Annotated in this window: 21 protein-coding genes; 11 read left to right on the top strand and 10 right to left on the bottom strand. The window is 33.2% G+C overall.

Features of this window, described 5'->3' with window-relative positions; genetic code table 11:
• The first annotated feature begins 117 nt into the window (after nucleotides 1-117).
• Entirely contained in the window at nucleotides 118-894 is a 777-nt protein-coding gene (locus N534_RS14900) for an IclR family transcriptional regulator (RefSeq protein ID WP_051435940.1), read from the top strand.
• A 35-nt stretch (nucleotides 895-929) separates the two neighbouring features.
• Here N534_RS14900 and serA read toward each other — a convergent pair whose 3' ends face one another.
• Nucleotides 930-2,822 carry a phosphoglycerate dehydrogenase gene (gene serA, locus N534_RS0113930; protein ID WP_028893059.1) on the bottom strand — a complete coding sequence of 631 codons (1,893 nt, stop codon included), beginning with the start codon at nucleotides 2,820-2,822 and terminating at the stop codon, nucleotides 930-932.
• Nucleotides 2,823-2,991: 169 nt separating this feature from the next.
• Nucleotides 2,992-3,804 carry a membrane protein gene (locus N534_RS0113925; protein WP_028893058.1) on the bottom strand — a complete coding sequence of 271 codons (813 nt, stop codon included), beginning with the start codon at nucleotides 3,802-3,804 and terminating at the stop codon, nucleotides 2,992-2,994.
• 132 nt (nucleotides 3,805-3,936) lie between these two features.
• Between N534_RS0113925 and gcvP the strand changes: the two genes are divergently transcribed.
• Nucleotides 3,937-6,792, top strand: coding sequence for an aminomethyl-transferring glycine dehydrogenase (gene gcvP / locus N534_RS0113920; RefSeq protein WP_028893057.1), 2,856 nt, complete (start codon nucleotides 3,937-3,939; stop codon nucleotides 6,790-6,792).
• Nucleotides 6,793-6,843: 51 nt separating this feature from the next.
• On the opposite strand, the gene N534_RS0113915 is transcribed toward gcvP, so the two are convergent.
• A complete protein-coding gene (locus N534_RS0113915; RefSeq protein ID WP_038006141.1) occupies nucleotides 6,844-7,134 on the bottom strand; it encodes a hypothetical protein in 291 nt (96 codons plus the stop codon).
• Between the two features lie 450 nt (nucleotides 7,135-7,584).
• Here N534_RS0113915 and N534_RS0113910 point away from each other — a divergent pair, with 450 nt between their 5' ends.
• Complete coding sequence (locus N534_RS0113910; RefSeq protein WP_028893055.1) at nucleotides 7,585-7,962, top strand: DoxX family protein; 378 nt, start codon at nucleotides 7,585-7,587, stop codon at nucleotides 7,960-7,962.
• Between the two features lie 300 nt (nucleotides 7,963-8,262).
• On the opposite strand, the gene N534_RS0113905 is transcribed toward N534_RS0113910, so the two are convergent.
• Nucleotides 8,263-9,894, bottom strand: a complete 1,632-nt coding sequence (locus tag N534_RS0113905) for an ABC-F family ATP-binding cassette domain-containing protein (protein WP_028893054.1) — start codon at nucleotides 9,892-9,894, stop codon at nucleotides 8,263-8,265.
• 184 nt (nucleotides 9,895-10,078) lie between these two features.
• Between N534_RS0113905 and N534_RS0113900 the strand changes: the two genes are divergently transcribed.
• The gene (locus tag N534_RS0113900; protein ID WP_028893053.1) at nucleotides 10,079-10,747 is read left to right on the top strand and encodes a hypothetical protein; all 669 of its coding nucleotides are present in this window, start codon (nucleotides 10,079-10,081) and stop codon (nucleotides 10,745-10,747) included.
• 136 nt (nucleotides 10,748-10,883) lie between these two features.
• On the opposite strand, the gene holA is transcribed toward N534_RS0113900, so the two are convergent.
• Nucleotides 10,884-11,885, bottom strand: coding sequence for a DNA polymerase III subunit delta (gene holA / locus N534_RS0113895; RefSeq protein ID WP_028893052.1), 1,002 nt, complete (start codon nucleotides 11,883-11,885; stop codon nucleotides 10,884-10,886).
• Nucleotides 11,886-12,126: 241 nt separating this feature from the next.
• Here holA and N534_RS0113890 point away from each other — a divergent pair, with 241 nt between their 5' ends.
• The 3 genes from N534_RS0113890 to N534_RS0113880 all read left to right on the top strand — a co-directional run bounded on the left by N534_RS0113890 (nucleotide 12,127) and on the right by N534_RS0113880 (nucleotide 14,864).
• Complete coding sequence (locus N534_RS0113890; RefSeq protein WP_028893051.1) at nucleotides 12,127-12,570, top strand: type I restriction enzyme HsdR N-terminal domain-containing protein; 444 nt, start codon at nucleotides 12,127-12,129, stop codon at nucleotides 12,568-12,570.
• Nucleotides 12,571-12,828: 258 nt separating this feature from the next.
• A complete protein-coding gene (locus N534_RS0113885; RefSeq protein WP_028893050.1) occupies nucleotides 12,829-13,458 on the top strand; it encodes a hypothetical protein in 630 nt (209 codons plus the stop codon).
• Between the two features lie 407 nt (nucleotides 13,459-13,865).
• Entirely contained in the window at nucleotides 13,866-14,864 is a 999-nt protein-coding gene (locus N534_RS0113880; protein WP_028893049.1) for a glycosyltransferase family 2 protein, read from the top strand.
• Here N534_RS0113880 and N534_RS0113875 read toward each other — a convergent pair.
• The 3 genes from N534_RS0113875 to N534_RS0113865 form a co-directional block, all read right to left on the bottom strand.
• Nucleotides 14,856-15,524 (bottom strand): membrane protein, encoded by a 669-nt coding sequence (locus N534_RS0113875; RefSeq protein WP_028893048.1) that lies wholly within the window; start codon nucleotides 15,522-15,524, stop codon nucleotides 14,856-14,858. The two genes, N534_RS0113880 and N534_RS0113875, sit on opposite strands and share 9 nt — an antisense overlap.
• Nucleotides 15,525-15,609: 85 nt before the next feature.
• Nucleotides 15,610-16,230: an L-threonylcarbamoyladenylate synthase gene (locus tag N534_RS0113870; protein WP_028893047.1), complete on the bottom strand. Its 621-nt coding sequence runs from the start codon at nucleotides 16,228-16,230 to the stop codon at nucleotides 15,610-15,612.
• Nucleotides 16,231-16,233: 3 nt separating this feature from the next.
• Nucleotides 16,234-16,734, bottom strand: a complete 501-nt coding sequence (locus N534_RS0113865) for a hypothetical protein (protein WP_028893046.1) — start codon at nucleotides 16,732-16,734, stop codon at nucleotides 16,234-16,236.
• A 58-nt stretch (nucleotides 16,735-16,792) separates the two neighbouring features.
• On the opposite strand from N534_RS0113865, the gene N534_RS0113860 reads away from it, so the two are divergent.
• The 3 genes from N534_RS0113860 to N534_RS0113850 are packed head-to-tail and all read left to right on the top strand — an operon-like array spanning nucleotide 16,793 to nucleotide 19,096.
• The gene (locus N534_RS0113860) at nucleotides 16,793-17,209 is read left to right on the top strand and encodes a PaaI family thioesterase (RefSeq protein WP_028893045.1); all 417 of its coding nucleotides are present in this window, start codon (nucleotides 16,793-16,795) and stop codon (nucleotides 17,207-17,209) included.
• A gap of 1 nt (nucleotide 17,210) precedes the next feature.
• The gene (locus N534_RS0113855; RefSeq protein ID WP_028893044.1) at nucleotides 17,211-18,062 is read left to right on the top strand and encodes an alpha/beta fold hydrolase; all 852 of its coding nucleotides are present in this window, start codon (nucleotides 17,211-17,213) and stop codon (nucleotides 18,060-18,062) included.
• Nucleotides 18,059-19,096 (top strand): chorismate-binding protein, encoded by a 1,038-nt coding sequence (locus N534_RS0113850; RefSeq protein ID WP_051435939.1) that lies wholly within the window; start codon nucleotides 18,059-18,061, stop codon nucleotides 19,094-19,096. Before N534_RS0113855 ends, N534_RS0113850 begins: the two co-directional genes overlap by 4 nt.
• A gap of 379 nt (nucleotides 19,097-19,475) precedes the next feature.
• Here the strand turns inward: N534_RS0113850 and N534_RS0113835 are convergent, their stop codons facing one another.
• Together N534_RS0113835 and N534_RS0113830 are read right to left on the bottom strand one after the other, a co-directional pair.
• Complete coding sequence (locus tag N534_RS0113835; RefSeq protein WP_028893042.1) at nucleotides 19,476-19,838, bottom strand: PUR family DNA/RNA-binding protein; 363 nt, start codon at nucleotides 19,836-19,838, stop codon at nucleotides 19,476-19,478.
• Between the two features lie 79 nt (nucleotides 19,839-19,917).
• A complete protein-coding gene (locus N534_RS0113830; protein WP_028893041.1) occupies nucleotides 19,918-21,672 on the bottom strand; it encodes an ABC transporter ATP-binding protein in 1,755 nt (584 codons plus the stop codon).
• A 156-nt stretch (nucleotides 21,673-21,828) separates the two neighbouring features.
• Here N534_RS0113830 and N534_RS0113825 point away from each other — a divergent pair, with 156 nt between their 5' ends.
• Complete coding sequence (locus N534_RS0113825) at nucleotides 21,829-22,929, top strand: Glu/Leu/Phe/Val dehydrogenase (RefSeq protein WP_028893040.1); 1,101 nt, start codon at nucleotides 21,829-21,831, stop codon at nucleotides 22,927-22,929.
• Nucleotides 22,930-22,943: the final 14 nt, after the last annotated feature.

The following is a 22,943-nucleotide window of genomic DNA, read 5'->3' as shown; positions in this document are numbered from 1 at the left end:
ACACTAAAGATACTTCATTTTAATTTCAAAATAAAACCAAAAGCGTTTCACATAATAAAACGGTGTTTTATAAATCTACACATTTTTATTATATTAGTCAAAATATTTTTCACTATAATGAATGCTGATTCTAAAAACTTAAATCAATCTATCATAAAAGCTTTTTCTGTTTTAGATGCTTTTACCGATGACAAAAAAGAATGGGGTGTTAGAGAACTAGCTACTAAAACTGGCTATAACAAAAGCACTGTATATCGGTTACTTAGTACTTTAGTTTCACTAAACGTTGTACAACAAAATGACAACGAAAAATATCAATTGGGTAGTAAGTTGTTTGAATTAGGAAATCGTGTTTCTATATACAAATCATTAAGAAATTTAACCAATACTCCAATACAAAAGGTTGCCTTAGAAATTCAAGAAACTGTTTTATTAGGGATCTTAAAAGAACAGCAAGTTTTTCACATCAATAAAGCTGATAGTTTACAAGGACTTAAAATAAGCACTTCTATCGGTTCTTATGCACCTGTTAACGGAAGTGCTATTGGGAAACTACTCTTAGCTTTTACTTCATCAGAAAGTCAAGAAACTTTTCTAAACTCAACCATATTACAGTCGTTTACCAAAAATACCATTACCTCTACTTCAAAATTTAAAGAAGAATTGCAACTAATTCAACAACAAAAATTTGCCTTAGACATAGAAGAATCAGAATTAGGTTTGGTATGTATTGCCATTCCTATCTATAACAACAAAGGAAAAGTAATCGCAAGTATTAGTGCCTCTGGACCTTCAAGCAGGTTTAAAATGGAAAATGTAGCTAATTACATTCAAATTTTACAAAAAGGAGCCAATACTATAGAACAGAGTTTAAGTGATTTTGATAGTTTATAAATTAAAAACCCCGCAAAAGCGGGGTTTTATTATTTTTAATACAGTACTCTAAATTTAATAGTACCATCTACTTTTTTCAATTTTGCAATTACTTCTTGGTTATACTCTTTATCAACATCGGTAATTACATATCCTACTTTTTCATCTGTAGACAAGTATTGTCCTGTAATGTTCAATTCATATTTCGCTAATACCTTATTGATCTTCGCCATTACACCTGGCATATTCTTATGAATGTGTAAAAAACGATGTGCGTTTTTATGTTTAGGTAAACGAATATTTGGGAAGTTAACCGCATCTACCGTATTTCCTGAATTGATATATGCCATAATCTTATTCGGAACAAAATCAGCAATATCTCTTTGAGCTTCTTCTGTGCTACCACCTACATGCGGAGTTAAAATTACATTATCCAACCCTTTCAACTCAGTAAAAAACTCACCATTTTTACTTGGCTCTTCTGGATATACATCTACTGCTGCTCCAGCAATTTTACCTGACTTCAATCCTTCCACCAAAGCTTCAATATCTACAACAAATCCACGAGAAAGATTTACCAAGTGCGCTCCATCTTTCATTTCTGCAAACTCTTCCTTGCCTATGTAGTTTTTGTTTGCTGAATTATCATCAACATGTAATGTAACTACATCAGAAATGTTCAACAACTCTTTTAATGTATCTATTTTAGTTGCATTTCCTAAAGATAACTTATCTTCTACATCGTAATAATACACATCCATTCCCAATGCTTCAGCCAAAACTGATAATTGTTTACCAATGTTTCCGTATCCAACAATTCCCAGTTTTTTACCACGAACCTCTCTCGATCCTTCTGCTGTTTTATTCCATTGACCATTATGGATTTCTGTACTTCTTTGAAACACACTACGCATTAACATAATGATTTCACCAATAGCTAATTCAACTACCGAACGAGTATTGCTATACGGTGCATTAAAAACTACTACTCCGTTTTCTTTGCACGCCTCTAAATCAATTTGTTTAGTTCCAATACAAAATGCAGAAACCACCATTAGCTTTTCGGCAGCTTCAATAACTTTACGAGTTACTTGTGTTTTAGAACGAATTCCTAACACATGAACATCTTTTAATTTTTCAATCAATTCATCTTCCGATAAACTTCTTGAAACAGTTTCTACAGAAAAACCATCACCTGTTAACTTTGTAAAAGCATCAGGGTGTACATTTTCTAGTAATAATATTTTAATTCTGTTCTTTGGGTATGATAGGTTTCTGGGCAACTTGTTAACGTATAAAAATTCATCTAAATTTGGTGTAATATGGTCGGCATTTGCGATAGTTTTATCTCTCGACACATTTTCTGTATAAGCAAAAAAAGTATCAGCAACTCCTGCTTCTTTCGTAACAGCATCACTATAGCCATCTCCAATTACTTGTACTTCACCTTCTAAATTTAAGGATTTTAAACAATCTATCTTTCCATTATGCTTAGATAATGGGTTTTGAGTATCGAACCCTACAATAACTCCATCTGCATCAAATTCAAAAGTATTTGCAAATACTCTTTCTGAAGGGATGTTATAAGCTGCTACAATAGGGTCAATAAATTCTTTAAACCCTGCTGAAATCACGTAAATATCATCAGAAAAGCTTTCAAAAAACTCTTTATTTCTTTCTATAGAAGGAGAAACTTTTTGTTTTAATTCTTCAATTAATAATGGTAAATCAGATTTTTTAGCACTTAATAACCGAATACGTTTTTCTAAGGATTCAGTAAAAGATATATCACCATCAATTCCTTGATTGGTAATGCGGGTTACTTCTTGAATAACCTCTTCTTTTTTCGGGCTCCCATTTAAGGTGATTTCGGCCAAAACATCTAATGCTTCCACACTGGTAAGTGTGCTATCGAAATCGAAAACGAAATTTCGTTTTACTAAATTCATGTTACTTAATTTGTGTTTTTGTTGTTGTGTTGTTAAGCCAACGAATGTACAAAGGTTTTCTTAAAAACACATATTACAAAACCCTTAAGTTTCAAATTTTAAATGGATATAACTTTTAAAACTACCTCAATTACACATTAACAGAATCCCCCTCTTAAAAGTTCTATTTTTAAAGTAAAAACAATAAGAGCAGCCATAAAACAGGAACTGCTTCTACCCAAAAAGAACTGTAATACTTAGATTGATTCGTCTGTGCTCTCATTAACAAAAAAAGTATCAAGAAAAACACACTTAAAAAAGCTGTTCTAAAATGAGAATTAGGACTTATCATAAATTCTAAAACTAAACATAAGAGCAACAAAACGTATCCGAACTTTTTGGTGTTTTCGACGCCAATTTTTTTCGGTATGGTTTGTAATGATATTGCATCGTACTGTACATCGCGAATATCAAAAGGCAACAATAATATTATGATTAACAAAAAGCGTTGAATTATTGACAAACAAACCTCTGTAGTAAAAGAAGACTCAGCCGCATATACAGGTAATAAGACCGTAGTTCCTACCCAAACTGCAGCTACAACTATAATTTTTAAATACCCAATACTTCGTAAATTTTTTTGAAATCCACTTAAAAAAGGAACTGCATATAAAAAAGTTAACAATCCAAAAGGTACAAAAAATAACAAAATCTTTAAAGGAAGTAACCATGCGAAATAACACATCAGCAAGAAACAAATCAATGAAAACACTTGAATAACTTGTAAGTTTTTAGTCAAACTTCTGTGATGCAACTTTGCTACTCCAGCATATTTTACAAAATTATACCCTGTAATCGTAGCAAAAAAAACAAACCAGTCTAACAATTCATTATGTGGAATTTCAAAATATATTTCAGTTATTCGTAACAAAGCATAAACTGCCAGAGCTACATGAATACTAGCATTGATATAAAAATCGATTACTGTTTTAAAAAACTTCATCTAACAAAAATAGCTTTTATGTTTATAACCCTTAGTATTGGTTAATAAAATATCGTTTTTTAACAAAAAAATATGTACCCACAAGTCAACCAATTTCACTATTTTTGAGCCACTTAAAACAACAACACAATAATGAACACAAATTCATTTCAATTAAGACATATAGGTCCTCGTGTTAAAGACCAAGACCAGATGCTTAAAACGATTGGTGTAGAAAGTTTAGACCAATTGATTTATGAAACTATTCCCGATGATATTCGTTTACAAAAAGAGCTAGATTTAGCTCCTGCCATGAGCGAATATGAATACCTAAATCACATTAATGAATTAGGTGCTAAAAACAAAGTTTTTAAAAGTTATATAGGTTTAGGATACCACGAAGCTATTTTACCTAGTGTTATCCAACGTAATATTTTAGAAAACCCAGGATGGTATACTGCCTATACGCCTTACCAAGCTGAAATTGCACAAGGTCGTTTAGAAGCCTTGTTAAATTATCAAACAATGATTTGTGATTTAACAGGAATGGAGTTAGCTAATGCTTCTTTATTAGATGAAGGTACTGCAGCTGCCGAAGCTATGGCTTTATTATTTGATGTTCGTGAAAGAGCACAAAAGAAAGCTAACGTAAATAAGTTCTTCGTTTCTGAAGAAATTTTACCTCAAACTTTATCTGTATTACAAACACGCGCTATTCCTATCGGAATTGAGTTAGTGATTGGAAATCACCAAGAATTTGATTTCTCTGAAGAATTCTTTGGAGCAATTGTACAATATCCAGGAAAGCATGGTCAAGTTTATGATTATACCGATTTTATAGCAAACTGTAATGCCAAAAACATCAAGGTAGCTGTGGCTGCTGATATTTTATCATTGGTAAAACTAAAAGCACCTGCTCAATTTGGTGCCGATGTAGTAGTAGGTACTACACAACGTTTTGGTATTCCATTAGGTTACGGAGGTCCTCACGCAGGATTCTTTGCTACTAAAGAAGAATACAAACGTAGTATGCCTGGTCGTATTATCGGTGTAACGAAAGATGTTGATGGAGGTCGCGCTTTACGTATGGCTTTACAAACACGTGAACAACACATTAAACGTGAAAAAGCAACCTCTAACATTTGTACTGCACAGGTATTGTTAGCTGTTATGGCTGGTATGTACGCAGTATATCACGGAAAAGACGGATTACAATACATTGCTGACCGTGTTCACACAAGTACTACAACCTTAGCTAAAGCTTTAACCGATTTAGGTTTCAACCAAAAGAACACATCATATTTCGATACTATTTTAGTAGAAGTTGAAGCGGACAAATTACGTCCTGTAGCAGAAGCAAACGGAATCAACTTTAATTATATAGATGAAAATCATATTTCAATCTCTGTAAACGAAACAGTTGGTTTAAAAGAAATCAACGAAATCGTTGATTGTTTCGAACAAGCTTTCAATATTACAGATATTACTGTTACTGACTTTACTACTGCAGATGTAATTCCTGCGGATGTAAAAAGAGCTACTTCTTTCTTAGATAACGAAGTATTCAATACGTATCAATCAGAAACTGAAATGATGCGTTATATCAAAAAATTAGAACGTAAAGATTTAGCCTTAAATCACTCTATGATTTCTTTAGGGTCTTGTACCATGAAGTTAAATGCTGCTTCTGAAATGTTACCTTTAAGCAATCCGCAATGGGGAAATATTCACCCTTTTGCTCCTTTAAACCAAGCAGAAGGATACCAAATTATGCTAAAAAACCTTGAAGACCAATTAAATGTGGTTACTGGGTTTGCAGGTACTTCTTTACAACCTAACTCAGGTGCACAAGGAGAATTTGCAGGTTTAATGGTTATTAGAGCCTATCATGAAGCTAATGGAGATACTCACAGAAATATTTGCTTAATTCCTGCTTCAGCTCACGGAACCAACCCTGCATCAGCAGTTATGGCGGGTATGAAGGTAGTGGTTACCAAAACTGATGAAAGAGGAAACATCGATGTAGAAGATTTACGTGCTAAAGCTGAAAAACATGCTGATAATTTAGCAGCTTTAATGGTAACTTATCCATCTACTCACGGAGTATACGAAAAGGCGATTAAAGAAATTACGCAAATTATCCACGATAATGGCGGACAAGTATATATGGATGGTGCTAACATGAATGCACAAGTAGGATTAACAAATCCTGCAACCATTGGTGCTGATGTTTGTCACTTAAACTTACACAAAACATTTGCAATTCCTCACGGTGGTGGTGGACCAGGTGTTGGACCAATTTGTGTAGCACCACAATTAGTTCCGTTTTTACCAACTAATCCTGTAATAGCTACAGGTGGTGATAATGCCATAACTGCTATTTCAGCAGCTCCATGGGGTTCTGCATTGGTATGTTTAATTTCTTACGGATACATTACCATGTTAGGTGCTGACGGATTGACAAACTCTACTAAAAATGCTATTTTAAATGCTAATTATATTAAAGAGCGTTTAAGTGGACATTATAGTACCTTATATACAGGAGAAATGAACCGTGCTGCTCACGAAATGATTTTAGACTGTCGTGATTTTAAACAAAACGGAATTGAAGTAACTGATATCGCGAAGCGTTTAATGGACTACGGATTCCACGCGCCTACTGTATCTTTCCCTGTAGCAGGAACCATTATGGTAGAGCCAACCGAATCGGAAGGTGTAGCTGAATTAGACCGTTTTTGTGATGCGTTAATCTCTATTAGAAAAGAGATTGCTGAAGCGAGTAAGGAAAATCCTAACAACCCGCTTAAAAATGCACCACATACGCAAGAAATGTTAACTGCTGATGAATGGGATTTACCATACTCTCGTAAACAAGCAGCATTTCCTTTAGAGTATATTGCAGACAATAAGTTTTGGCCTTCAGTACGTCGTGTAGACGATGCTTTTGGTGACCGTAACTTAATTTGTTCTTGTAATCCTATTGAAGATTATATGGAAGCGGAAGCTTAATAAATATAACACCTATAAAAAAAGACCTCGAAATTTCGAGGTCTTTTTTATTTATGCAACTCTTACAATTCTTTCTAACGGAATAATGGTTGCCTGTTTTAGAATTACTGAAGTATCAGTAATACCCCAAACAGTCGTTTCTACTTTCTTTAAACCATCCACATCCATAAAAAATATTTTCACCTTTTCTCTTTCTAGATTTCCTAAAGACAAAGCTCGCTGTAAATCAACACAACGATTTACTTTTGCTTGTTGATTTTTGCATAATACTTCTTCTTTTGGAAATTTAAGGAATTTAATTTGTTCTTTAGCTACAGTTTGAAAACTTAAGTTTGTTAACATAATTAGGGGAATTAAAAGATTACTACTTAATGAAAATAAGATTTAAGCCATAAAGCTAAAATCACATTGCCAATGTATCTATTTAAAAACTAAATTACAAATAATTTAATTAAATAAATTAAATTTTAAATCTACCAGAAAATAAAGCCATAAAAAATAACAAATTAACAATAAACAAACCCTAAGCCTAAATATTAGACAAACAAGAAAAACACAGACTTCATAATGAGAAGTAACAACAATATACCATCTCTTTTTCTCGATATACAATAAAAGATTGCTTCGTTATCTCTCGCAATAACACTCATTTTGTCATTTCGACAGAGCGATTTTATGAGCGACGAGAAACCTCAACAATGCAATTTACTCACCATCATTTTGTTATCAATTTTATATTTTCTTATATTTAAACAACTAAAAAACAAACCACTAACCCCAAACTAATTAACTATGAAACAAAAAATTTTATTCGTACTTAGCCTACTATTCGGATTAATGTTTATCAACTCTGGGCTTAACAAGTTTTTAAACTACATGCCTGTTCCTGAAAATCTTCCTGAAAAAATGATGAGTGCTATGACCGCTATGATGGAAATAGGATGGTTAATGCCTTTAGTAGGGTTTGCAGAAATTTTAGGAGGAATATTATTCTTAGTTCCTAAAACAAGAGCTTTAGGTGCTGTTGTTATTTTTCCTATAATGATTGGAATTATACTTACTCATATTTTTCAAGCTCCGTCTGGTCTTCCTATAGCTTTAGTATTATTTGCTATCAACCTTTGGGTAATTTATGAAAATCGCGATGCTTATCAACACATGATAAAATAAGAACAATCGTCATTACGAAGGAGGACACGACTGAAGTAATCTATCCGTCGAGAAACAGATTGCTTCGTTCTACTCGCAATGACGATAACTTAGACGTCATTTCGATAGAGCGATTTTATGAGCGACGAGAAACCTCAACAATGGTAGTTACTCACCTCATGAGATTTAGCTTCGCTAAACCTTACGGTTTCTCACATCCGTTCGTAATAACACTTACCCAACGTCATTACGAAGGAGGTATGACTGAAGTAATCTATCCGTTGACTAGCAGATTGCTTCGTTCTACTCGCAATGACGTTTTTATAAATCAATCTCCTTTAACGCTTTGATGTTATTACGTTCTAAGAATGCATCAATCGTTTCAAAGTGTTCTATGACACGTTGGTCTTTAAATTCAAATACTTTTTGAGATAATCCTTGTAAGAAATCACGATCGTGTGATACTAAAATCAACGTTCCGTCGAAGTGTAACAAGGCTTCTTTAATTACTTCTTTTGATTTTAAATCTAAGTGGTTCGTAGGCTCATCTAAAATCAACACGTTTACAGGTTCTAACAACAGTTTTACCATTGCTAAACGGGTTTTCTCTCCTCCAGAAAGTACTTTTACTTTCTTTTCTAAATCATCTCCCGAGAACATAAAACGTCCTAATATATTTTTGATTTGCGTTCTTATGTCTCCTTCCGCAACCTCATCTACGGTTTGGAAAATTGTTAATTCAGGATCTAACAATGATGCTTGATTCTGTGCAAAATATCCCACTTTGGCATTGTGCCCTAAACCACATTCACCCTCAAAATCAATTTCTCCCATAATTGCTTTAATCATGGTTGATTTTCCTTCTCCGTTTCTTCCTACAAACGATACTTTTTCTCCACGTGCTATAGAGAAACTTGCATCTTTAAATACTGTTAAGTCTCCGTATTGCTTCGTCAATCCTTCCACTTTTACAGGATAATCTCCCGAACGTGGTGATGGTGGAAAACGTAATTTTAATGCTGAAGTATCTACCTCATCTATTTCTACAGGAACTAATTTTTCTAACATTCGTTCACGCGAAGCTACCTGATTCGTTTTTGAATAGGTTCCTTTAAAACGCTCAATAAATGCTTTGGTATCAGCAATAAACTTTTGTTGTTCTTCATAAGCTTTTAACTGATGAGCACGACGCTCTTTACGCAACTCTAAATAATGAGAATAATTAGCTTTGTAATCGTGAATGGTTCCCATGGTAACCTCAATGGTACGGTTGGTAATATTATCGATAAATGCTTTATCGTGCGATATTACTACTACCGCCTTGGCTTTGTTTAGTAAGAAGTTTTCTAACCAAATTACCGATTCGATATCTACGTGGTTGGTAGGCTCATCTAACAAAATTAAGTCGGGTTTTTGCAGTAAGATTTTCGCCAACTCAATACGCATACGCCAACCTCCACTAAACTCTGAAGTGGCTCTCTCAAAATCTTCTTGTTTAAACCCTAACCCTTTTAAGGCTTTTTCTACTTCTGCTTCGTAGTTTACTTCTTCTAACGCGTAGTATTTTTCTCCTAAATCCGATACTCGCTCGATGATTTTCATATAATCGTCCGATTCATAATCGGTACGGGTTTCTAACTGTTTGTTGAGGTCGTCCATTTCGGCTTTCATAGCAAAAATAGATGCAAATGCTTTAGATGCTTCTTCTTTTACCGTGCAATTGTCTTCCATTAACAAGTGCTGAGGTAAGTAAGCGATTACGGTATCTTTCGGACTGCGAACGCCTCCTTTAGTAGGTTTAGAAACTCCTGCTATAATTTTCATCATGGTGGATTTTCCTGCACCGTTTTTACCCATTAAAGCAATTTTATCGTTTTCGTTTATTACAAACGAAACGTCGCTAAACAGGGTGTTACCACTAAACTCAACCGTTAATTGATCTACCGTAATCATACAAATAATTTTAAGCGGCGAAATTAGCAAAAATGATGTATAAGTTTGTGAAAAACTTTCACTTAGATAGTTTATTGATTTTGTTATATTTGAGAAAATAAAAAATTGCTTAAACTTTATATATCCCATACTATTCTCCGGATAAAACAACTAAAGTTTGGCATATAACGAGTTGTAAAACATTATGAAAAACTCATCGCTAATTTTAATATCACTGATTATTTTACTCTCTCAGACTTCTTGTGAGAGGAAAAAGGATTCTAAAATTAATTTCAAAGATTTTAATATTAGTTTATCTAAAGATGAAGAACCACCGCTAATTTTTGAACTTAAATCGGAAAATGAAACTCAATACTTTGTTGAAAATCAACCAAAAAAATGGAACGGATTAACCAAAGAATCAGAAGCGACTATCAGAGTTTATGATTGGAAGTTGTTCCCTCATAATAATCTTGAATTTGAATATCCAAGGACGTATTCTTTCGAAGCGGATTTGTCAATAACCAATGACATTTGGACTCTATCGGGCAACGACTTTAAAATTATGGTAATACGACCAATTGTTGAAATGAAATTAGAAGAGTATGTCGATGAAATGATTAGTCAATTTGGAAAATCAAATTGCTCGACAAAAAAAATAACCAAAAAGATAAACTCTTCTGAACTGAATGGAATAAAATTATCTGTAACTCTTGCCGGAATAGACCTTGAATTAGATGTTTTAGAAGTAATGGACAAAAGTGGAAAAAAGAGTTTACTTGTATTCCAAGATTCACTAACTGATTCAAAAGAAAATAGTAAAGAATCAAAAAGCACAATGGAAAGAATGAAGCAGACTTTTAAAATAAATTAATAAATAACGTTTTACAACAATGGCTATAAGTAATTGCTTGTTCTCGCCTACTTCTGAAAATCCTCTCGGATTTTCAGTTTGGTGTGTACTTGCAAAATTAAGTGCTAAACCACGCAACTACTCATAGCCGGAGACGTTAATGCAAAATCTTAAACAGTAATTCTTTTAAAATATCAGCATGGGTTTGGTTAGCTCCTACTCCTTTACTTTTTACATCGGCATCACGTAATAAGGCTATAATTTGTGATACTTTTCGCATCGGGTAGTTACGGGCTGCGTTTACGTAGTCGTCCACAAAATAAGGGTTTACTCCTAAGTTTTTAGCTACCGAAGCTTTTGATTTGTCTTTTAATCCGTGGTAGATTAATAACTGTGTAAAGAAGCTATTTAGTAAGGAAATGGTCATTACCAATGGATTGTTCTTTGGGTTCTGGGCAAAATAATTGATGATTCTGTTCGCTTTCACCACATCTCGCTGTCCTACAGCTTTACGCAACTCAAAATTGTTAAAGTCTTTAGAAATCCCTATGTTCTCTTCAATATGCTTATCGGTAATAATGGTTTCCGCAGGCAATACTGAGGTTAGTTTATCTAATTCGTTGCTAATCTTGCTCAGGTCAGTTCCTAAAAACTCCACCAACATTTGTGCAGCTTTCGGTTCTATGTTAAACTTTTTTCCGCCCAACACCTGACGTATCCAATCGGCTACTTGGTTATCATACAGCTTTTTACTTTCGTAAATAAGTCCACTTTTTGCTATGGCTTTGTACGCCTTTTTACGTTTATCGAGCTTTTTGTATTTGTAGTTAAACACCAATACGGTACTCGGTTGCGGATTGGCAGCATATGACTCTATTTTATCAATCGAACGGCTTAAATCTTGGGCTTCTTTAACAATAATCACCTGCTTTTCTGCCATCATCGGAAAACGTTTTGCCGACGACACAATTTCCTCTATCGACACATCACGACCGTACATAACTACTTGATTGAATCCTTTTTCAGATTCATCTAACACATTATCTTCAATATAATCTGAGATTTTATCGATGTAATACGGTTCTTCTCCCATTAAAAAATAAATGGGTTTGATGTTGCCTCCTTTTATATCGGATATGATAGATTTAATTTCGTTCATGTGTCTTTCTTCTACCTTCTTCTTGGTGTTCTTGTTATTTAAAATGTTGTAGCTAAGTATTCATTCCTTAATGACACTCTTGGTCATTTCGAAGGAGGTAACGACTGAGAAATCTCATTCAACGGAGTAGCTCCGTGTTTAAGATCTCTCACATTCCGCGCTGCTTCAGTTCGAGATGACAATAATGTTTTGTCACAGTAAACAACGAAAAAATAACTTATAATTTTCTTACTTTTGGGTTATGCAAAAGCTCAACCTTCCTAGCTATACATTCAAGCTCAAAAGTAACGAAAATAAGACGCTTATTTTTGATAATTTGAGAAAAAAATACATGATCTTAACTCCCGAGGAATGGGTACGTCAGCATTTTGTTCAGTGGTTAATTCAAGAAAAAAACTATCCTGTTTCGCTTATTGCTATTGAAAAACAATTGGTTATCAACAACCTTAAAAAGCGTACCGATATTGTGATTTTTGCTTCGGACGGACATCCGAATATTATTGTAGAATGTAAGGCTCCGCATATAAAAATAACGCAAGATACCTTTGATCAAATTGCACGTTATAACTTAAAGCTCAATGCCGATTACCTCATCGTTACCAACGGACTGCAACACTTTTTTTGTATGCTCGATAAAGAGAAGGAAACCTATGTGTTTTTAAGAGATATTCCTGAGTACCAATAAACTTTACGAAAACAGATTTTATTGCTGAACTGGTAACTATTAAGGAGCTAACGACTGAGAAATCTTAAACAAAAAAGTTACTCTCCTCATTAAATTCCTCCATTACGTTCTCAATGACGACAGCTTCTTTAAGGATACCCAACACACACTTCAACACAAAAAATTATGCGCTTATAACATTCGTTTATCTTTTTTGCTATCAAATTCTTAAATTCACATAACAAAACAACTTTATACCAAACTTTAAAAATTGACTTTATGAGTAACTCTATTAAATTAAACTTTGTAAACAAATCAAATGATGCGAATAATAGTGATGTTGTAATTTTTCAAAAGAATGTTGCGAGCAATTTTGATGAACGTCATACTGCATGGAAAGTGATTAAAAATCCAAGTCACGGGGAAAGCCATCCTATTAATTATTCTACTAACTTTCAAGTTGCTGCTGCTGATTCTTACGGAAACTACACACCCAAATTAGCCGCTTATGATGGAAGTGCTTTTGAAATGGTTGAGAGAGCATCTGGACACACTTTACAGCCATCCCAACACTTCGCATCTAACATAGATGAAGTAGAAGTACGAAACAACCTAACACGAAGCGCTATTGATGCTAATTGTTATAAGGATGGTAAGCTATTAGCTATAAAAACTAATCTTGCACCAGGTCAAAAAGCTGTTTTTAAATTCAATCCTAAACTTTATATAGGTGTTGCTTCTGGAATTGAAGAAGGAGAAATTCTTAATTCTGCTATTATTTCAAAAATAAACACGGAAATAAATTTATTTGAGGTTCAAAGCGCTGATATTGTAATGACTGGAGGAGGTTCTAAGCCTTTTAATTTTAGTTTAGAGAATGTAACGTATATACCTGTAGAATTAGAATAGAAGTTATGCTGTTTAAAGAGAGTTACTCGCCTCATGAGATTCCTCCTCCTTTGTCGTTCGGAATAACAAAACTGTACGTCATTTCGAAAGAGGTAACGACTGAGAAATCTTAAACATAAGAGTTACTCCTTTAAATGGGGCTTCTCCCATACAGTCGGAATGATGGAAATGCGAAACGTCATAGCGAGGAGTGACAACGACGTAGCTATTCTTACTCTCGATAAAAAAGATTGCTTCACTATCGCTCACAATGACGAAACACGATTGTCATTTCGAACTGGAGTGCAACGGAAGGAGAAATCTCAAACATAAAAATTACTCTCCTTATGAGATTCCTCCTCGTACCTCGTTCGGAATGACGAGAGGTTTTTAATGTAATTTCATTTTTAAACTGTAAATTTGCCGTCTTGAAAACAGCAATCGTCATATTAAACTGGAATGGGAAAAAATTGCTTGAGCAGTTTTTACCTTCTGTCGTGAATTTTAGTTCTGAAGAAGCGGAAGTATATGTCGCTGACAATGCTTCTACGGATGATTCTATTGAATTTATTAAGCAGCATTTCCCTACTGTTAAGATTGTAAAAAATACCGAAAACGGTGGTTATGCAAAAGGTTACAACGACGCATTACAACATATTGATGCTGATGTATATTGTTTGGTAAATTCTGATATTGAAGTTACCAAGAATTGGTTAACTCCTATTATTGATACTTTTAAGAAAGAAGCTAACACTGCGATTATTCAACCAAAAATTTTAGATTTTAAAGATAAATCGAAGTTTGAATATGCTGGTGCTGGTGGTGGCTTTATTGATGCTTTTGGATACCCATATTGTCGTGGTCGTTTGTTTAGCGATTTAGAAACTGATAACGGACAGTTTAACGATACTTCTGAAATTTTTTGGGCATCGGGAGCTTGCTTTTTTATTCGTTCTGAAGTTTTTCATCAACTCAACGGTTTTGATGAAGACTTTTTTGCACATCAAGAAGAAATTGATTTATGCTGGCGTGCTAAAAACAGTGGACATATTATAAAATACGTTGGAGCTTCAACTGTATATCATGTAGGTGGTGCTACATTGGATACTTTAAACCCTAGAAAAACGTTTTTAAATTTTAGGAATAGTTTACTCAACTTGGTTAAAAACCTACCTTCTACGAAATTGTTTCCAATCATTTTTTCTCGTTTAATCTTAGACGGTTTGGCAAGCCTTAAATTTTTATTAGAAGGAAAACCTAATCATTTGTTTGCTATTTTAAAAGCTCATTTTAGTTTTTATATGCATCTTCCTAAGTTCATAAAAAAGAGAAATGTATCTCCTAAAAAATCGAATTACTACGAACACAAGTCTATAGTTTGGCAGTATTATACTAAAGGAAGGAAGGAATTTACTAAACTACGTTAATTCTTGCTCATCTTTATAGATATAATATAATAGGAAGAAGACTGCAATTCCGCCGAAAGTATGCCATAACCAGTGCGTTCCCATAGGTAGTAACTCTACTTTATTATCCATAGTTCTAAATAGTAACGCTATTCCAAACACCATTCCTCCATACATTATATACTTTACGTTTTTCCAATGTGTTTTGTAAGCATACCAAATTAACGGAGTTATTACTGCAAATGCTGTTACTGCATATCCAAACGATGTTCTATATCCTGAAGGTATTGATAAAAATCTTGGTAAAACGGATACTAAAAGTATAGCTACAATTATTGCTAATCGTTGCCACCATTTCTTTTTAACTTTTCCTATAAAATAAATAATAGCTCCTAAACATACAATCATAATAGGAACCCAATCTAACAACAACCAAAACTCATGACTTCGTGTTCCGTGAAACATGGTACCTCCTATCCAACTGATAAATATTACTGGAATGGCAAACAGAAAAAATGGGTATTGTTTAGGGTTTTGATAAATTCTTCTTCCGAAGTAAATCAGTAGTACTATAAAAATTAAGTTACTAAAGGTATTGAAAGGTTCAACAGGCAATCTGCCTGCTATGGTTTCTTGATATATTGGTCCGCTGTCGTTAGGGAATCTATCCAGTAAAAACATATATCCTTTTTTCTATCTTTACTAAGATAAGAATTGTGTTTTTAAATGGAAAGTGATTTTTTTAAATCTAAACTAAGCCTTACTATTACAAAATATCTAAACTTCCTTTTCCTTCACGAAGTACTTCTGGCTCATCTGTTGTTAAATCGATTACCGTAGACGCATGATTATCTCCGTAACCTCCATCAACTACAACATCAACAATATTTTGCCATTTCTCGAAGATTAATTCAGGATCTGTAGTATATTCTAACACTTCATCTTCATCATAAATAGAAGTAGATACTATTGGGTTACCTAAAGCAGCCACAATAGCCCTAGCAATATTATTATCGGGTACGCGTATACCTACCGTTTTGCGTTTTTTATACGCTTTTGGTAAGGTATTACTACCAGGCAGCACAAAAGTATATGGTCCTGGTAATGCCCTTTTTAATATTTTATACGTAGTCGTATCTATCTGTTTTACATAGTCTGACAAATGACTTAAGTCGTTACACACAAACGAAAAGTCTGCCTTTTCAGGTTTTATTCCCTTAATTTTTGCAACTTTTGCTAAAGCTTTGGCATTTGTAATATCACAACCTAACCCGTAAACCGTATCTGTTGGATAAATTATTACCCCTCCATTTTGTAAAACTTTTACAATTTTTTCTATCTCTTTAGGATTCGGGTTATCGTTATATAACTTTATAAATTGTGCCATGGCTTAGTAATTGTCAAAATCAAAATCGTCTAAACTTTCAAAATCATTAAACTCATCGTCAAACTCATCATCTAAATCTGTAGAAAGATCCTCTGCTTTAAACTCCTTTTCTGGAGCTTCTTCTGGAATTTGTCCGATTGATAATATCATTTTTGTTTCGGTAACAGCTTCATCAGACTGCTCTATTACCTCTACATAAAACGTCCACATTTGTAAGAAATCATACACATAAATTAACTTATCGTGTTGATTTGGTAAGGTTTCATCTAAAACACATGTTGCCATTGAGATTCCATCACCTGCTTCTGACATATTAAATAGTGGAATTTCTTCTCCTTGATTCCAATCTTCATCGGTACGGTAAAAAGAAGCCATTTCTTGTCCGTTAAAACCAAACGCTTTTGCAATATCAAAGTGTAGGTTTTCTAACGATGTTTTTTCATTTACCAATAGGGTTCTTATTACATCTTCTTTCGTATCTAAAATTACGCGTACTTTATACATTCTATCATTTTTATTCAATGCAAAAATACGTATTTTTGGGTGATAATTTCTAGTAACAATGAACAAGCAAGAATCTCTTACAATCTTAAACAACTACAATAAAAACACCTTAATGGAAACTTTAGAAATAGAGTTTGTTGATTTAGGAGATGATTTTATTACAGCAAAGATGCCTGTAACTCCTAAAGTACATCAGCCTTATGGAATATTACACGGTGGAGCAACAGCTGCCCTAGCTGAATCGGTAGGTAGTTGTGCTTCTGCTTTTTTCTTAAGAGATTCTTCTAAAATTGTAAAAGGAATTGAGTTAAGCATCAATCATATCAAAAGTAAGCGAGAAGGACATGTTTTTGCTACCGCTAAAGCTATTCATAAAGGTAGAACTACACATTTATGGGAAGTGAGAATTGTTGATGAGGATGATAATTTGATTTCACTTTGTAAGATTACCAATATTGTTTTAGATAAACAGTAGCATGAAATTGCTAAAGAAAATCTTAAAAATTGTTGGAGTTACCCTCTTTGTGCTCTTTCTTATTTTGTATTATTTATTCTGGAATTTTTCTGCTCCAAAATCTGATACAAAAGTACTTGAAAAGTTTTCGGATAGTTCTCACACTCCTATACTCACTCATAAAAACTTTAAAGGATTTGAATATAGAAAACTTTCCATCATAAAAGACACAACTTTACCTACACTCATTTTTGTTCATGGAACCATAGGATCTTCTACTGATTTCGTAAAATATATGAAAGACAGTGTATTGCTTAGTAAAGCAAATATGATTTCATACGACAGGATTGGTTATAATTATCAAGACAAAAACCCTGTTCAAGAAAGTATTGCTTTTGAACGTGATATGTTAAAGAGTATCTTACAAGATTATAACCCCAACAAAACAATACTAGTAGGCTACTCTTATGGCGGTCCTATTGCTTTGGCTATACAACAAAAGATTCGGAAAGTGATTTTGTTGGCTCCAGCAGTGTATAGCGAAATAGAACCTATGCCATGGTCTTTAAATTTATATAAGTGGAAGCTTACTCGATGGTTGATTCCACCTATTTGGCAAGAAGCTAGCAGAGAAAAGTTATCTCATAAACAAGATCTACAACTTTTTGAAAACAACTGGAATTCTACTCCTAACAACATAGTAAGCATTCATGGAACCAATGATTGGATTGTTCCTTTTGAAAACTCTTTATTTTTAAAAGAACGGTTTCCTAAAAATCAGTTTGAGTTAATTAGCATTCCTGATGCTGGCCATGGATTTATTTGGAGTAAATTTGACACGATTAAACAACACTTAATACAACAACTAGATTGAGTATTTTTTCAAACATAAAAGAAACTTTAGACAAACAATTACCTTTTGTTACGTATAGAAAACCTAACTGTTCTACAATTAAGGGATGGTTTCAACAGAATAATAACTTAATTACCTCGAAAGATTATAGTGAAAGTGGATTTATTTTTGCTCCGTTTGATAATAAAGAGGATGCTATCTTAATTCCTAAAAATCAATCTACCTACATTGAAGAAAGTGTTACTATTGATGGTTCCCTAACTAGCAACACAAATCATAACCCTGATACAACTTCTGAAGAAAATCACATTCAACTAGTTGAAAAAGGGATAGCTGCTATTAAAAACCAGAAGTTTAAAAAAGTGGTGCTTTCTAGAAAAGAAAAAGTTGAATTACTAGATTTCAACCTTATTGAAACTTTTCAAAAACTATTAAATAGTTATCCTACAGCTTTTGTATATGTTTGGTACCACCCAAAAGTTGGCTTATGGTTAGGAGCTACTCCTGAAACTTTGGTTAGCATCCAAGACACAAACTTTACGACTATGTCTTTGGCAGGAACACAAGTTTATAATGACACTACCAATGTTATTTGGCAAACTAAAGAAATAGAAGAACAACAATTTGTTACCGATTATATTACAGACAAGCTTATAAATTATTGCTCAGAAATTACCACCTCTAATACCGAAACTATTAGAGCAGGAAATTTACTTCATTTAAGAACCCTTATTAATGGTACATTAAAAACAGATAATGCTACTTTAATAAACAGTTTACATCCTACTCCTGCGGTTTGTGGAATGCCTTTAGAAGCATCCAAACAGTTTATATTGAATAATGAAAACTACCGTAGAAGCTTTTATACAGGCTTTTTAGGTGAACTAAACATAAACGACAAAGAGAGTAATTTGTTTGTTAATCTTCGTTGTATGGAAGTTTCTAATAAAGCTGTATACATTTATGTTGGTGGTGGAATTACACGCGACAGTGACTCTGTAAAAGAATGGCAAGAAACGGTTGCGAAAACAACTACCATGAAAAAAGTTTTATAGGAAAAATACCTGTTTTGTAAAATACTTTAACTCAAAAAAAGATAACCTTCTGAAATTCAGTTTTTTTTCTTATATTTAGATAAACTCAAAACTAGCTTCCTATGAAACAAAAATTACTCAAGGTTAGCCAGCAAGAAGATAAACTTAACAGTAGAGTAGGTAGAACGTTAACGTATAAACAGCTGGTAGAATTTGCCTCAAAATTACCTAACAAAATAAAACAGATTATTTAAAAGAAAAAACCACCAATTGCTGTGCACAACTGGCGGTTTTTAAGTGTAAATTGAATTTGAATTGATTTTTTTCATGCACAAACCAAGCTCTAAACACAAATTATAATTTGTGTTTAGGGTTTATACAAAACAGTTATCTTCTGTTTTTAAATATCATCAAAAGAAACATCAGTAAAACTTTCTGTAGAAGTAGCCTCTGTAGCTATACCTTCTTCTTTCTTATAGTCTTTTTGGTGACGCTCACTAATTACTTCAGAACCTTTTTCGTTTACTATAAAGTCTGTTGCTTTGTTCAACATTTCTGCAAAATCAGTAAAGTCTTCTTTATATAAGTAAATTTTATGTTTCTGATAATGGAAAGATCCATCATCGTGAGTGAATTTTTTACTCTCAGTTACTGTTAAATAATAATCATCTGCCTTTGTAGATCTAACGTCAAAAAAATACGTTCTTCTTCCTGCTCTTAAAACTTGTGAAAAAATTTCTTCTTGTTCTACTCTCTCGCTCATAATTCGCTTTAAATAATAGTTGTTTACTTAAAATTTCTCAACAAATCTAACAAAATATTTGACTTGGCAATACGAATTGCTATATTTCTTTTTCTAAAAGTTGTTGTTCATAAAGGTCTTTATAGTATCCTTTTTCCTTTATTAATTGATTATGAACACCTTGTTGAATTATCTTTCCGTTATCTAACACAATAATTTTATCTGCATTTTTTGCTGAAGACACCCTATGGCTAATAATTATTGTGGTTTTATCACTAGATACTCGCTCTAGATTAGATAAAATTCGTTCTTCTGTCTCAGTATCAACTGCTGATAAACAATCATCAAAGATTAAAATTTTTGGATCTTTAATAATCGCTCTTGCTATAGAAGTTCGTTGCTTTTGACCTCCTGATAATGTTACTCCTCTCTCTCCTAAAATAGTTTTATAACCTTCTTTAAAATCTATAATATTCTCGTGAATTACAGCATTTTTGGCTGCTTCAATAATTTCTTCTTCAGTAGCATCTTCTTTACCAAATTTGATATTATTTTCTATGGTATCTGAAAATAAAAATGGTTCTTGTGGCACAAATCCTATTTGGTTTCTTACATCGTATAAATTACAAGTTGTAATATCTTGCCCATCTATAAATACTGTTCCTTCAGTAGTATCATACAATCGCGATATCAAATTGATAATAGTAGACTTTCCACTACCTGTTTTACCCAATATTGCTAAAGTTTCTCCTTTATCAACTTTAAAACTCACATCTTTTAATGCTGTAATATTAGTATCTTCATAAGTTAAAGAAACATGTTTAAATTCTATCTCTCCTTCTATCTCCGTCGTTCCTTCATTGTTATTTTGGATTTCAGGAACGTGTTGTAAAAACTCATTAATTCTTTCTTGAGAAGCTTCTGCTTGCTGAATCATAGAAGTAACCCAACCAACAACGGCAACTGGCCAGGTTAAAATATTTACATACATAACAAATGCACCTATGGCTCCTACTTGTATCTCTTCATTTATATACAATGTTCCTCCAACATATAATACAATAATATTACTAATCCCGATTAACAAAATCATTAAAGGAAAAAATAGTGCTTGTACTTTATATAAATCAATATTCTTTTCTTTGTTAGCATCAGCTAAATCATCAAAGTTTTTGATTACTGCACTTTCAATAGCATAAGATTTTACTACGTTAATACCTGAGAAAAACTCTTGATTAAATGTTGTTAACTTTGATAAATATTGTTGAACAATGGTACTTCTTTTATTTATCTGCTTACTCAACACAAAAATAGATACCGATAAAACTGGAAACGGTATCATTGTGTATAAAGTTAGTTTTGGAGAAATTGCATACATCTGAGTAAAACCAATAACAAAAGAGACTATCATATTTAATGAATACATGATGGACGGACCAACATACATTCGAACCTTAGACACATCTTCGCTAATACGGTTCATTAAATCCCCCGTTCTATTTTGCTTGTAAAAATTAAGAGATAATCGCTGATATTGCTGATAAATCTCATTCTTTAGGTCAAATTCAATCATTCGTGACATTACAATGATAGTTTGACGCATTAAAAAAGTAAAGAAACCACCCAATAAAGTTACTCCAATTATCAGTAAAATGTTGTTTAGTAAAATACTTTTCACTTCCGACAACTCTGTTATTTTTCCTAACTGATAGTCTTCTACCACATTAAGCGAATCACCAACAAAATCGGGGATTCTTAGTGTAAATATTTTTGCTAGAACTGTTATAAAAATCCCTAACAATAACCTCCACTTATACTTTATGAAATACTTATTTAAATGCTGTAATGCTTTCAACCTTACTTTTTTATAAAAATTTAACTTAAAAAAGGGCTCTTGTTAAAGATACCATAATTGAGCTCTCTTTTTTTGCTTTTGTTTTAACGATTTCTTACTTTTGTGCTCGAATTTTTGAGATTGCTTAAATTATCTCAAATTAAAAAACTAAAACAAATGACATCAGAAATCATTGATACTAAAGATCTTAAGAACGACCCTGTGTTTGGTCAATTATCTTTTGACAATCACGAGCAGATCGTTTTTTGCAACGACGAAGATACAGGTTTAAAAGCAATTATTGGTATTCACAACACAACTTTAGGACCTGCTTTAGGAGGTACAAGAATGTGGCAATATAAAAGTGAATGGGAAGCTTTAAATGATGTATTACGTTTGTCTCGTGGTATGACTTATAAGTCTGCTGTTACTGGTTTAAACCTTGGTGGTGGTAAAGCAGTTATTATTGGTGATGCTAAAACTCAAAAAAATGACGCGTTAATGCGTAAATTTGGTGAGTTTGTTAACTCTTTAAGCGGAAAATATATTACTGCTGAAGATGTTGGGATGGAAACTCGTGATATGGACGTTATTCGTGAAGTAACTCCACACGTTACTGGTGTTTCTGAAGCAATTGGCGGATCTGGAAATCCTTCTCCTGTAACTGCTTACGGAGTATATATGGGTATGAAAGCTGCTGCTAAATATAAATTCGGTACCGATAACTTAGACGGTAAAAAAGTATTAGTACAGGGTGTTGGTCACGTAGGCGAAACTTTAGTTAAGCATATTACTGACGAAGGTGCTCAAGTTATCTTAAACGATATTAACGAAGCTCGTTTAGAAGAATTAAGCAAGAAATATGGTGCTAAAGTAGTTTTAGGAAACGATATTTTTGGTTTAGACCTTGATATATATGCTCCTTGTGCTTTAGGTGCTACTCTTAACGATGAAAGCATTGCTCAATTAAAAGCTAAAGTAATTGCTGGTGCTGCCAACAACCAATTAGCTAACGAATTAAAGCATGGTATGATGTTAAAAGAAAGAGGAATAGCTTATGCTCCTGATTTCTTAATCAATGCAGGTGGTATTATAAATGTATATGCAGAAGTTGAAGGTTACGACAAAGCTGAAAGCTTAAAGAGAACAGAAAATATCTACAACACTACATTAGAAATTTTCAATTTATCAGAAAAAGAAAATATCACTACACATCAAGCTGCTTTCAATATTGCACAAGCAAGAATTGATGCTCGCAAAAAAGAGCAAAATAGCTAGATAAAAAATAAAAA

The organism is Tenacibaculum sp. 47A_GOM-205m (assembly GCF_000518405.1).
Classification (GTDB): Bacteria; Bacteroidota; Bacteroidia; order Flavobacteriales; family Flavobacteriaceae; genus Polaribacter; species Polaribacter lutimaris.
Note: the sequence above shows the minus strand (reverse complement) of the source record. Positions and strands in the feature narration are given on the sequence as shown.

Coding starts and splice junctions, on each gene's coding strand:
- N534_RS0113835 (WP_028893042.1), bottom strand. CDS start 19,838: ATGAGCGAGAGAGTAGAACAAGAAGAAATTTTTTCACAAGTTTTAAGA.
- N534_RS0113925 (WP_028893058.1), bottom strand. CDS start 3,804: ATGAAGTTTTTTAAAACAGTAATCGATTTTTATATCAATGCTAGTATT.
- N534_RS0113915 (WP_038006141.1), bottom strand. CDS start 7,134: ATGTTAACAAACTTAAGTTTTCAAACTGTAGCTAAAGAACAAATTAAA.
- N534_RS0113905 (WP_028893054.1), bottom strand. CDS start 9,894: ATGATTACGGTAGATCAATTAACGGTTGAGTTTAGTGGTAACACCCTG.
- N534_RS0113900 (WP_028893053.1), top strand. CDS start 10,079: ATGAAAAACTCATCGCTAATTTTAATATCACTGATTATTTTACTCTCT.
- N534_RS0113825 (WP_028893040.1), top strand. CDS start 21,829: ATGACATCAGAAATCATTGATACTAAAGATCTTAAGAACGACCCTGTG.
- N534_RS0113890 (WP_028893051.1), top strand. CDS start 12,127: ATGCAAAAGCTCAACCTTCCTAGCTATACATTCAAGCTCAAAAGTAAC.
- serA (WP_028893059.1), bottom strand. CDS start 2,822: ATGAATTTAGTAAAACGAAATTTCGTTTTCGATTTCGATAGCACACTT.
- holA (WP_028893052.1), bottom strand. CDS start 11,885: ATGAACGAAATTAAATCTATCATATCCGATATAAAAGGAGGCAACATC.
- N534_RS0113865 (WP_028893046.1), bottom strand. CDS start 16,734: ATGTATAAAGTACGCGTAATTTTAGATACGAAAGAAGATGTAATAAGA.
- N534_RS0113875 (WP_028893048.1), bottom strand. CDS start 15,524: ATGTTTTTACTGGATAGATTCCCTAACGACAGCGGACCAATATATCAA.
- N534_RS0113910 (WP_028893055.1), top strand. CDS start 7,585: ATGAAACAAAAAATTTTATTCGTACTTAGCCTACTATTCGGATTAATG.
- N534_RS0113870 (WP_028893047.1), bottom strand. CDS start 16,230: ATGGCACAATTTATAAAGTTATATAACGATAACCCGAATCCTAAAGAG.
- N534_RS14900 (WP_051435940.1), top strand. CDS start 118: ATGAATGCTGATTCTAAAAACTTAAATCAATCTATCATAAAAGCTTTT.
- gcvP (WP_028893057.1), top strand. CDS start 3,937: ATGAACACAAATTCATTTCAATTAAGACATATAGGTCCTCGTGTTAAA.
- N534_RS0113855 (WP_028893044.1), top strand. CDS start 17,211: ATGAAATTGCTAAAGAAAATCTTAAAAATTGTTGGAGTTACCCTCTTT.
- N534_RS0113860 (WP_028893045.1), top strand. CDS start 16,793: ATGAACAAGCAAGAATCTCTTACAATCTTAAACAACTACAATAAAAAC.
- N534_RS0113885 (WP_028893050.1), top strand. CDS start 12,829: ATGAGTAACTCTATTAAATTAAACTTTGTAAACAAATCAAATGATGCG.